Annotated in this window: 12 protein-coding genes; 4 read left to right on the top strand and 8 right to left on the bottom strand. The window is 64.0% G+C overall.

Annotated features, from left to right (window positions below; all coding sequences use genetic code 11):
- A partial coding sequence (locus C483_RS15300; RefSeq protein WP_006654269.1) for an acyl-CoA thioesterase occupies positions 1–257 on the bottom strand: 257 nt, incomplete at its 3' end.
- Positions 258–346: 89 nt separating this feature from the next.
- The gene (locus tag C483_RS15295; RefSeq protein ID WP_006654268.1) at positions 347–1132 is read right to left on the bottom strand and encodes a DUF7001 family protein; all 786 of its coding nucleotides are present in this window, start codon (positions 1130–1132) and stop codon (positions 347–349) included.
- Positions 1133–1229: 97 nt separating this feature from the next.
- Between C483_RS15295 and C483_RS15290 the strand changes: the two genes are divergently transcribed.
- Positions 1230–1541 (top strand): hypothetical protein, encoded by a 312-nt coding sequence (locus tag C483_RS15290; RefSeq protein WP_049912803.1) that lies wholly within the window; start codon positions 1230–1232, stop codon positions 1539–1541.
- 33 nt (positions 1542–1574) lie between these two features.
- On the opposite strand, the gene C483_RS15285 is transcribed toward C483_RS15290, so the two are convergent.
- From C483_RS15285 to C483_RS15275, 3 genes are all read right to left on the bottom strand, one after another.
- Positions 1575–2465 carry an NAD-dependent epimerase/dehydratase family protein gene (locus tag C483_RS15285; RefSeq protein WP_006654266.1) on the bottom strand — a complete coding sequence of 297 codons (891 nt, stop codon included), beginning with the start codon at positions 2463–2465 and terminating at the stop codon, positions 1575–1577.
- Between the two features lie 284 nt (positions 2466–2749).
- Positions 2750–3679 (bottom strand): sulfide-dependent adenosine diphosphate thiazole synthase, encoded by a 930-nt coding sequence (locus C483_RS15280; protein WP_006654265.1) that lies wholly within the window; start codon positions 3677–3679, stop codon positions 2750–2752.
- 316 nt (positions 3680–3995) lie between these two features.
- Complete coding sequence (locus tag C483_RS15275) at positions 3996–4433, bottom strand: cupredoxin domain-containing protein (RefSeq protein ID WP_049912801.1); 438 nt, start codon at positions 4431–4433, stop codon at positions 3996–3998.
- 169 nt (positions 4434–4602) lie between these two features.
- On the opposite strand from C483_RS15275, the gene C483_RS15270 reads away from it, so the two are divergent.
- The 3 genes from C483_RS15270 to C483_RS15260 all read left to right on the top strand — a co-directional run bounded on the left by C483_RS15270 (position 4603) and on the right by C483_RS15260 (position 8758).
- Entirely contained in the window at positions 4603–5334 is a 732-nt protein-coding gene (locus C483_RS15270) for a protein sorting system archaetidylserine synthase (RefSeq protein WP_006654263.1), read from the top strand.
- 75 nt (positions 5335–5409) lie between these two features.
- A complete protein-coding gene (locus C483_RS15265; RefSeq protein WP_006654262.1) occupies positions 5410–6789 on the top strand; it encodes a HEAT repeat domain-containing protein in 1380 nt (459 codons plus the stop codon).
- Positions 6790–6952: 163 nt separating this feature from the next.
- Positions 6953–8758, top strand: a complete 1806-nt coding sequence (locus C483_RS15260; RefSeq protein ID WP_006654261.1) for a phospholipase D-like domain-containing protein — start codon at positions 6953–6955, stop codon at positions 8756–8758.
- Between the two features lie 58 nt (positions 8759–8816).
- Here C483_RS15260 and C483_RS15255 read toward each other — a convergent pair whose 3' ends face one another.
- The 3 genes from C483_RS15255 to sufD form a co-directional block, all read right to left on the bottom strand.
- Positions 8817–9254, bottom strand: a complete 438-nt coding sequence (locus C483_RS15255) for a metal-dependent transcriptional regulator (protein WP_006654260.1) — start codon at positions 9252–9254, stop codon at positions 8817–8819.
- A gap of 70 nt (positions 9255–9324) precedes the next feature.
- Positions 9325–9819 carry a hypothetical protein gene (locus C483_RS15250; protein ID WP_004215426.1) on the bottom strand — a complete coding sequence of 165 codons (495 nt, stop codon included), beginning with the start codon at positions 9817–9819 and terminating at the stop codon, positions 9325–9327.
- Between the two features lie 223 nt (positions 9820–10042).
- A complete protein-coding gene (gene sufD, locus C483_RS15240; protein WP_006654258.1) occupies positions 10043–11317 on the bottom strand; it encodes a Fe-S cluster assembly protein SufD in 1275 nt (424 codons plus the stop codon).

Below are 11317 nucleotides of genomic sequence, written 5' to 3'. Positions count from 1 at the left end.
GTACAACTGGTCTCACCGAGGTCGGTCACCTCGAGTGCGACGACCGGCTCGTCGTCGATCGTGATCGGCCGCTCGTAGGTGAGTTCGAGATTCGCAATAACGAAGGAAACCTCGTCCTGTGGGATGTCGAGCACCGTCTCCAGGTACTCCGTTCGCGCTGTCTCGATATAGGTCGCGTGCACCGCGTTGTTTACGTGATCCAGCGGATCGAGATCGCGAAATCGCACGGGAACCTCGGTCGTAAACTTCTCACTCATTGTGTGTTTGAAGGGGTGCCCGACAAAAGTACACGTCGATTCCGGCGACGCCTGTCGCCTGTTCGCATGCCGAAACCAGCGGCAGACGGTCAGTGTGAGGCTGTCGTTTCGTACAATGGCGCGTGGTCACCACAGAACGCTGGCTCTCTGAGCTGGGCTTCGATCAGATCCTCGTGGTAGTGTGCGTTGAACAGCCGACAGCCCTCCCGCTCGCAGAAGGCCTCGCCCGTCTGCAAGTAGTGCACCGCCTGCAACACGTACCCCTTCAGCGCGTCCGTCGTCCGCGGGTCGTCCTCGATCAGAAACTCACCCTCGACCTGGTTCTCGAGTACCTCCCGCGGCGGCGAGTCCCCCGACAGGAGCGCGTGGCGCTGTTTCTCCTTGTAGTACGCCTCCGGCTTCGCCGGCGCTTCGTACAGCCCCGGCACCGACACGAGCGCGGGCTGGCCGAGAACGTTCACGCGCTTGTGCCAGCGACCGTCGTGCTCGCCCCAGGTCCCGAGGACGCGGTCGAGCACGGGCACGTGAAGCGTCTCGAGATTGCGCTCTGCCGGCGGGAGCGCCCCGTTCAGCGCCCGCTGGACGCCCACCCCGTCGTAAAGTACCCCGCCTGCGCGCTCGGGGGACTCGAGTGCCCGCTCCTCGTAGCGGATCGTACCGAGCATCGTATTGCCCGTGTCTCGGTCGTAGGGGGATTTCACGCGCGCCGCGGCGAACTGTTCGGCGAGGTCATCGTCGTCGTCGCTGTGGTGTACATCGAGGAATCGGTCCCGGACTGTGACCGCTGCGTCGACGCGAGGAGCGAGCCAGTCGCCGATGGCGTCGACGTCGGCGACGGTCGTCGGCGCGCGGTAGAGAACGATCTGATCGACCATATATTCACTAGTTGTACCACACTGTGAATCAGTTACGGTTACAGTGCTGGCCGAACCCCACATGCTTATTCCGGCTCGCAGCCTCAGTGCCGATGACATGTTCCCGCCGCCCGTCTCGCGTCAGTCGGTGGTCCCCGACGACGCGAATCCCTTCACCCACGCGTATCAGGACGTTATCGTCTACGAGAGTGCCGATCCGGACGATGTGCTCTACGAGGGCCCGATCGTCGTCCACGCGAACGGCTGGCTCGAACTCGAGGGCAACCGGTTGCTCTCGCCGAGTGCGGTCCATCACATCGATATCTACGACGACGAGCCCGATCCCGCGACTCGCTCGGATGAGCGAACTGATCAAGGAGGCAGTGACACTGGCAACGACGCCGACAGGACCGACGAGTACGGCTTCTAACGCCGTTCCCCACGTTACCCGTTTTAACCACCACTACCCGTCGACGAACGACGGCCCATCCGCCGGTTCGTCTTCAGCATCTCGCCAGGAGTGAGCAGGCTCCCATCCCAACTCTGCTCGCGCCTTCGCCGTCGAGAACGCAGACTCGTCGCCCTCGAGTGCACACTCCTCGGGCAGGTCCCCAAAGACGGTCTCGATCGTCTCGGCAGTCGGTCGGTCCAGGAAGTTCTCCGCGGCGACTGCGAGGTAGGTTTCGTGGCCACTGCTTTCGTTCTCGAGTGCGGCGTCCACGATCGAGACCACGTCGCGCACGTCGACGTAGGTCCAGAAGTTGCCGTTCGGCTCGGCGGTTTCGGGATCGAACCGATCGCGGGCCGCTGCCGTTTGCTGCTCTCCCGGGAAGGTGACCCAGGACGGCCGGATCGACGTCACCGCCACGTCGTGCTTGCGAGCGGTCATGGCTGCGATATCCTCGCCGACGAGTTTCGAGGTTGCGTAGGGGTCCTCGGGTCGGCGAGGGTGATCCTCGTCGATCGGGAGATACTCGGGCAGCCACGGCTCCGCCGCGAACACCGAGCCGTAGATGCTCTCGCTCGAGGCCCAGACCACGTCCGCACCCGCCTGGCCGGCCGCCTCGATGACGTGGTACGTGCTCGTGACGTTCGTCAGGAACGTTACAGCATCCGGTTCGATGCCCACGCGCGGAATCGCCGCGAAGTGGACCACGGCGTCCGGATCGAACGATAGAATTGCATCCCACGCCTGTCCCTGGTCGGTGAGGTCGGCAGCCAGGAACGTGGCGTTTTCGCGCTCTCTGGGTGGTCGATCGAGATCGAGGCCAAGTACCTCGTGGCCCGCAGCCGCGAAATGGTCCACGAGCCAGCTTCCGACACCGCCGGTCGCGCCGGTGACGACAATCTTCATATCGCCACCCTGTGGCCCACTGTCGAAAACAGTGTGGATTCGTCGTCCCTGTGGCTGTTCTTGGTGGTGACTGCCCCGTGAAGATGGATGGCTCTGTTGGTCGGTGCGATCGGACGTGATTGTACGCGATTGTACTCGAGTCCTCCCGAACTCACTCACCCGGGCTCACGTCGCAGATTGCACTGCCAGTCGAGCGATCAGGAGCCGTCGCTCCGGAATTCGAAAACCGGTGGGCGAACCCACCGAAAACATGACTGAGAGTGACTGTGGGGAGTCGCTGGTGATTAGTCGTCTGCTGGTGCAGCGCGGGAGGTCAGTTCGACAGGCTCGGCGTCGACCTCGAGTTCGTCGAGTGCGACCTGGGCGGCGCGCTTGCCGGAGACGAGCATAGCACCGAACGTCGGGCCCATGCGCGGGAGGCCGTAGGTCGTCGCGGTCGCCATGCCGGTCGCGATCAGGCCCTCGTGGACGAGACCGGTGTGTTCGACGATGGCGTCTTCGGACTTGCCGACCCACATCGAGTCGTGGCCTGGCGAGTCGTGGCCGGGAGCGCCGTACGTGTCGTCGTCGGTCTGGTCCATGACCTTTCCGCGCTCTCTGGCGTCCTGAACGCCAGGTGCATCGAGGACGCCGCGCTCGTCGAGTTTGGTGATCGCCATCGCGTCGTGACCCGTCGCGTCGATGACGAGGTCGGCCTCGACGGCGATGGGGTCGACGCACGTAATTTCGCGGGGCAGCGCGTGGACTGGCGTCCAGTTCATCACGATTCCGGAGACCTTGTGGTCCTCGCGGATAACGATGTCCGTGAACTCGGTCATGTTCTGCATCTTCGCGCCGGCGTCGCAGGCGGCCTTGATGAGCCCGGAACACGCTTCGGGCCCGTTCGCGACGTAGAGTCCCTCGCTGTCCTGAGACTGCTTGTAGGAGACCTCGAGTTCGTCGAGAACCTGCTGTGCGGGGTCGCGCACGGTGATCTTGTTCATCAGGAAGCCACCGAGCCAGAAGCCGCCGCCGAGGTAGTTGTTCTTCTCGACGACCATCGTCTTGACGCCGCGCTCGGAGAGTTCCTTCGCGGCGGTTAGTCCTGAAGGACCGCCCCCGACGATGATGACATCTGAATCCGAGAAGTCCATGAACTCCTCGGTCCATTCCTGCCCGATTGCGCGTGTTACGTCCGCTTCGCCGACGTCGCTGAACTGTTCGAACTCGCTCATACAACTAGGTGGTATCATCTGGTAGTGAAAAGTCTGTCGCGATGATTCGCAAGCAGTCACACGCCGTCGGTCGTTGTTGAGGCCCGAAAACTGCGATCAGCAGCGTTGACTGCTGGCTGTGGGGCTGCGGTGGCGGACAATTGAGCATCGGATTTTGTATATCAGCATAGAATATATTGTGTGCACAGACCGTAATCGGTGACAGAACAGAGCAGTCTCACACGGCAACAGACAGACTACCCGATGTGAAAACAACAGGGCGAAAAATCAGGCGGGTCGTCGCACGAAACCCGTTGAAACCGATTGAATCCGCAGTCTACTCGCGGACGATAACTGTCCCAATCATGTTGCCCTCGACGTGCGGTTCACAGATGTAGGTGTACTCACCGGGGACCTCGAACGTGTGCTCGTACGTTTCCCGCGTACCGAGCCGCCCGCCGCGGTACTCGTGCCAGGCGTCACGAGCGGTTCGTTCGTCCTCGTAGCCGCCGGTGGCGAAGTATTCCGCCTCGTCCGGAATGCTGTTCTCGAGGGCCGTCACGGTGTGGTCCGCACCGCTCGTGTTCTTCCAGACGACCGTCTCGCCGACGGTTGTCTCGTACTCGACCGGAACGAACGCGTTGCGGGTCATCCCGATGTCGCACTCGTCGCCGCTGCACGGCGGGTCATCGAAGACACTCATAACCGAACTACAGCCGGCGAGGCTGGCCGAGAGGGAGGTGCCGACGGCGGCGAGGTAGACGCGCCGGTTCATACCGTCCCCTTGGGAGAGTCGCGGTATAACCGCCCCGGTTCGGCGGTCCGGTTCGACGCCTGAACCACCGAAAACGGCACCCACAGGGCCGAACATCATCGCCCGGGTCTCATACAGTTGGCGTCGAGAAACGAAAACACGTAAGGTACACGCCCGCCGACTCGCCGATATGCTTCCCCGGTTCGTCGGGCGACTCGGCATCGCCGACGCGGTGACGATCGCTAATGCCGCCCTGGGGTTCGTCGCCGTCGTCGTCGCCTTCGTCGACATCGACCTCGCCGCCCGACTCATCCTGCTCGCCGCCGTCGCGGACGGACTCGACGGACTCTTAGCCCGGCGGTACGGCGGCACCGACACTGGTCCCTACCTCGACTCGCTCGCAGATGTCGCCTCCTTCGCCGTCGCCCCCGCAGCCCTCGCGTTCGTCGTCGTCACCGACGGCCTCGGCATCTCACTCGAGTCCGTCTCCGCTGAGTTGCTTCTCGTGTCGACGATCTGTGCGCTGTTCGTCGCGATGGCCGTCGCCCGTCTCGGCATGTACACGGCCTACGACACCGCCGACGACTACACGGAGGGTGTCCAGACGACGCTCGCCGCGACCGTCCTCGGTGCAGCCATCCTCGCGGGGGTCGCCGATCCCGTGCTCGTCCTCGCGATTACGGGCGCGTTCTGTTACCTGATGGTCTCGCGCATTCCGTACCCCGACCTGCTCGCGCGCGACGCTGGCATTATGGGCGTCGTCCACGTCCTGGCGATCCTGATCCCGAACTTCGCCGGCCGAACGTTCCCGTACGCGCTCTTGACGCTCGGGATCGCCTACATGACGCTCAGTCCGTGGCTCTACTGGCGCGACCGCGAGGACAGCGGCTCCCAGACGACGACCACGCATGGAAACGCTTAGGACGATCCTGACACGACCGTAGCGTATGAACAGTGGTACGTCTCGGCGTCGTCCCGCCACAGGGACGGTGGGAGTATGAGCGACGACGAACCGCAGGACGAGGAGGCCGAACAGGAACCAGAGCAAACCGCCGACCTCGACGCCATCGAATCCGACCTCGAAGCGTTCGCTGCAGACATCGAGGCACTCGAGAGCGACCTCGAGGCAGCGGACACCGAGGACGACCTCGACGTCGTCGAAGCCGACCTCGACGAGTTCCGGACCGAACTCGAGTCCGTCGAGATTCCGGACCCGCCTGAGACGGATGAGGACGAAGACGACGAGGACGACGAACCCGCGCGCGAGGAAGAACTGCAGGACACCTACGACGACATCGAGAGCGACCTCTCGGATCTCGAGTCCGACCTGGAAGACCAGCGTGGTCCCTACGGCGAGGACGTCGTCAGCGAGATCGACGGCGTCAGCGGGACGATTACGGGCACCCGCTGGACGTTCGAGGGCGATGAAGAGCTGATCGAGGCGACCGACGCCTTCCTCGCGGACGTGAACGACCTGCTCGGCACCAGTCTCGAACTCCCGTCCGGCCTCGAACCCGCAAGCGGCGCCGAACTGGGAGAAAAAGGCGACGAAGAGGGCAACGTCCCCGAAACGTTGGACGAAGCGCTCGACGAGGCGACTGCAGCCGTCGAGGACGCCGGCCTCGACGCGGACGACGATGCGGAGACGATCGCCGGCCTCCTCGAGGCGACCGACGACTTCGAGAGCGAGGTCGACGACGCCACCGAGTGGACCGACCTCGAGGTCCGCGAGCAGCTCCGCCGCGAGGGCTTCTATGACGTGCTCGACCACATCAAGGACTTCCCGCCGGAGTGGCACGCCCTCAAGGTCCACGAGAAGCGCGGCAACGTCGAGCAGATCCTGCTCGCCTACGACAGCCTCGACTCCGACTTCATGGAGAAACACTGTCTCGAGGCGCTCGAACGCATGGGTCCCGAGGAAGCGATCGACACGATGGTCCAGAAGGCCGGCCGGCGTGACGAACACGCGATCAGCATCCTCGGCAAGATCGGCGTCGCGAGCGACGAAGTCGTCGACGCGCTAGTCGACTACGTCGACTCCAATCCGGCGCTCCAGAAGCCGTCGTTCCGCGCGCTTGGCGAACTTGGTGCTGAGGACGCAGTCGAGCCCCTCGCCCAACAACTCGCCGACGACGACGCGGACGTCCGTAGCTGGGCTGCCCGCGCGCTCGGGATGATCGGCGACACGCGCACAATCGATCCGCTCGCGGATGTGCTCGCAGACGACGAGGAAGACCGCGTTCGCGCGAGCGCCGCCTGGGCGCTCAACCAGATCGGCACGGCAGATGCACTCGAGATCGTCGCGGAGTACGACGACGACCGAGCGTATCTCGTGCAGGCCGAAGCCGAGAACGCGAACCTCGAGCCCGTCGCCTGAGCCGGCTGCGTTCTCCCGACCACCACCACCACTTCGTTGCGCCGCTGCGCCTGATTTTGCATACGTCTGAACTCGAGTGTCGCATGCACCTCGCTGGACACTTGCCACTGCCCGCTTCGCTTCGTCCCGTAGTTTAAGTACGAATACGTATCCAGACTCCCTGATGTCCGGTAGTTCGGGACGGGCGGTCGCGCTCTGTGCACTCCTCGCGTGTAGCCTCCTCGGTGGGCTCACTGTCGGGATCTGGGGGGCCTCTGCGGCGACACCGCTGGCAGCCGGTCCGGCCCCCTCCGGAGTCGCACCTCCGTCGGCGTCTCCGACTGACAGCGTCACCTGCCCCGTTGACCGCCTCTCGCCGACCACACAGGACGCGACACAGCCTCGCCTCGTCGAAGTCGCACCCAACCCGACTACCGACCAGAACGTCGGCGAGTTCGTCGTCCTCGAGACACCGCCCGAAACCCACGTCGGTACCTGGACGCTCACCGACGGCCACACGACTGCAACGCTGCCCAACGAGACGGTTTCGGGACGGACTGCACTGAGTACGGCCCCGAACGCAACGACAGACCTGACCGACGACCCCGTCCTCGAACTCGACGGTTCGATTCGGTTCGCTGCTGACGGCGACGTACTCGAGTTACGGAACGGCTCGACCACGGTCGACACGGTCGAGTACGACCGCGCGCCGCTCGCACAACGGTGGTATCGGGGGTCGGCGGCGGATAGCAATCCCGAAATCACCGCCGACGGCCAGTGGTGGCCCCACGACGCAACCTGCGTCCCACCAACACAGAGCGACGTCTCGACCGCCACCGCGTTCGTCCTCCCCGACGAGCCCGCCGTCCCACTCGAGACGATCCGCTCAGCCGAGAACCGACTCCTACTCGCCGGCTACACGATCACCTCCAGCGACATCGCGGACGAACTCGCCGCCGCAGCCGACCGCGGCGTCGAGGTAACCGTCCTGATCGAAGCCAGCCCCGTCGGCGGCACGCCGGCCGCGAGCGAGCCGGTACTCGAGTCCCTCCTCGAAAGCGACGTCGACGTCGGCGCGACGGGTGGCGAGGGCGCACGGTACCGGTTCCACCATCCGAAGTACGCCGTTGCAGACGACACAGTGCTCGTGACGACCGAGAACTGGGGACCGTCGGGCGTCGGTGGCGAGTCGAGTCGCGGCTGGGGCGTGGTACTCGAGGACCCAACGCTTGCAACCGAACTGGCAGCCGTTTTCGAGGCGGATTTCGATGGCTGGGACACCGTTTCTGGCGAGGCGTATCTGGCTGACACCTCGTTCGTCGAAGACGACGACGGCATCGCTGCGGATGTCTCGCCATCGTATCCGACGGAACACGATGCGGAAGGTGTCTCGACGACGAGTGCTGAGTTACTGGTCGCGCCGGACAACGCCGAGCCCCGACTCCGGACGCTCATCGCCGACGCCGACGACGAGATTCTCGTCAAACAGGCCAGCATCGATCCAAGTCTATCCCTACTCGAGGAGACGGTCGACGCGGCGCGTCGTGGCGTCGACGTTCGGATCTTGCTCGACTCGACGTGGTACCACGAGGACGACAACGAGGCGCTCGCAGCGGATCTCGAACACATCGCAGCGTCGGAAGGCCTTTCGATCGACATCCAACTGGTCGACGACAGCGACCGATTCGAGAAGATTCACGCCAAGGGCGTGATTATCGACCGCGAGGTTGCCGTCGTCGGCAGCGCAAACTGGAACGAGAACGCTTTCGAAAATAATCGAGAGGTCATGCTCGCCCTGCACGGCTCGGAGGCAGCAGCGTACTACGCGGCCGTCTTCGACGCCGACTGGGAGGGCGACTCCTGGTCGCTCTCGCTGGGAACGGTCGTCGTCGTACTGCTCGCGCTCGCGTTCGCAGCGCTCGTCGGCCGGCGATACATTCAGTTCGGTGATGAGACAAAGATAGTGAAACCGGAGGAGAAGTCACGGTAACGAGACCGGGACGGCGACCGATGGCGCGCTGGCCGTGAGACGGTCGAACTCTTGGCGCTCAATCACACTGCGTCCCAGTGCCGGGACTCTCGAGTCGCTCGCAGTGATCCAGTTCGGGATCGAAGCAGTCCGGACACTCGCCCGGCCGGTCGATGATCGTATCGAGACGGTCGGCGACCGTGTCGTCGATGACGCTCTCCAACGCGCGTGCCTCGTCGCGGAACTCCTCGACCTCGAGGACGTTGGTGAGAAACCGCTCGATGATGCAGTAGGTCTGGAGCGCGTCGTGGGCGCGTTCGAGTCCCTCATCAGTCAGCGTCGCGCCCTTGTACTTCTCGTGTTCGACGAGTCCCTGATCCTCGAGTTTGCCGATCATTTCATTGACGCTCGCCGGACTAACTTCGAGCAGGTCCGCGAGTGTGCCGGTCGAGGCGGGGCCCTCTTCGATCCGCTGTGCGAGATAGATCGCCTTGAGATATTGGTCTGCCGTGTTCATTGCGTCCCTCCGTCACTGCTGGTCTCGGTCCGTCCACCGAAGCGGTCGGCGACGACCGTCCGTGCTCTGCTCATGCTCTGCGCTCCATGATTTCGGTTACCTCCTCGGCACCTTCCTTTTCCTCCTCGCGAAGCGTTCTGAGCGTCTCGAGGAGCCGTTCCCGGTCGACGGCGAACTCGCTGTCCGAGGCCTCGATCGCCTCGATCAGATCGTCGTAGAACTTGTAGGCTGTCTCCTCGTTCGCGAGCTGGTCGTAGAGCACGCCGTCCGTGTCCTCCGGCGGTCCGTACTGAGCGTCGACCAGCGCGTTGATCTCCTCGTAGGGGACCGTCTCCGCATCGAGATCTGCGATCAGGTCCTCGAGGCGGTCACGGTGGTCGGCGGACTCCTCGGCGGCATCGACGAGTAACGCACGTACCTCCTCGTCGACGGCATCCCGCTCTTCCGGGGGGAGCGTCTCGAGGTGGTGGGCGGCACGCGACTCGACGACCTCCTCAAGCACGACCCCGATCTGGAGGAGTCGCGTGAGCTGACGGTCAGTCGAGACACGCTGTCCCAGGCTCATGCTACGCCGTCAGAGCCGCGGCTACTTAATCGTCCCTACTCTGGCTCTTCTGCTTGCGTTTGCTTTCGTTGCTTTCGCTCCTGCTCATACTCGCGATCAGTTCGACGTGGCTGTCGCTGCCACTGTTCGGGCGGCGCACAAGATGAGAAATGAAAAGCGACCGGTGCAGAACGCGAGCGCGAGCGCGAACGCGAACGCGCAAGCAGCCGTGAGACGTTAAACGTTAGTCGCGCTGTCGAAGACGCGCTGCGATCAGCTCTTCTAAGTCGTCGCGCAGTTCGTCGACGGCAATCTCCTCGAGTACCGGTACGAAGAACCCCTCGACGAGCATGTTGCGCGCGTCACGCGGCTGGACGCCGCGCGAGGTCATGTACAGGAGGTCCTCCTGGTCGATCTGGCCAACCGTGGCGCTGTGGGAGGCCTCGGTGTCGTGGTTGTTGATGATCAGCTTCGGCGAGGCGTCGGCCTCGCTCTCGTCGCTGAGCATCAGCGTGTTCTCACGCTGGTAGGAGCTGGTGTCCCACGCGTCGCGGCCGACGTCCTGAACGCCCTCGTAGACCGAGCGGGCGACGTCGTCGGTGACGCCGCGAGTGACGAGGTCTGCCGTCGTGTGCTCGGCGCGGTGCCAGACTCGCGCGTCGATGTCGAAGTGCTGGTCGTTGTGACCGTAGAACGCGCCGACGATCTGGCTCTCGGAGCCGTCGCCGTTGAGTTCGGTCTCGACGCCGGACTTCGTCAGCTGCGTACCGAGGTTGGCCTCGATCCAGTCGATCGTCGCGTACGTATCGGCGTCGCCACGCTTGAGCGTGAAGTTGTAGGCCTCCTCCGAGAGATTCTGGAGGCTGCCGTACTGGACGTTGCTGTTTTCGCCGGCGACGATCTCGACGATGCCGCTGTAGTACTGTTCGTCCGCTCGCGGCTCATCGCCGCTCGCACTGTCCGAGGCGCGTAGCGCCTCGCTGTCCTCGCCCGTCGACTGGCGTTCGAGGATCGTCACCGAACTCGATTCCTCGGTGACGACAAGCGTGTAGTTGAACAGCGAGCGGGAGTTCTGCTCGGTTCGGATCGTCACGCCCTCGGCGTCGACGCCCTCTGGGACGTAGATGACCGTTCCGGTGCTAAACAGCGCCGTCGAGAGCGCCGTCAGGTAGTTCTCCTGGGGGTCGACGACGCTGCCGAAGTGCTCCTTCAAGAGCTCCTCGTGCTCGTCGACGGCCTCGCTCCAGGCGAGGACTTCGGCCTCTTCCGGACCGACCTGGTCCTTGTTCTCCGCCGCGTTCAGCGGATCCACGAGCGACTCGTAGTCGAGTTCGTGGAGGTTCGTCCAGTCGCGACCCGGCGTCCGGATGACGTCCGGCATGTCGAGTTCGGAGAGCGCGTCGAGCGCCTCGAGACGGGTCTCGAGGAGCCACTCGGGTTCGTCCAGTTCGTCGGAGATCTGGCGTACCTGTTCGTCCGTCAGATTGGCGTGTACCTCTGTGTGCGTTGCTGCGCTCAT

Origin of the sequence: Natrialba hulunbeirensis JCM 10989, from assembly GCF_000337575.1 — an archaeon.
GTDB lineage: Archaea > Halobacteriota > Halobacteria > Halobacteriales > Natrialbaceae > Natrialba > Natrialba hulunbeirensis.
Note: the sequence above shows the minus strand (reverse complement) of the source record. Positions and strands in the feature narration are given on the sequence as shown.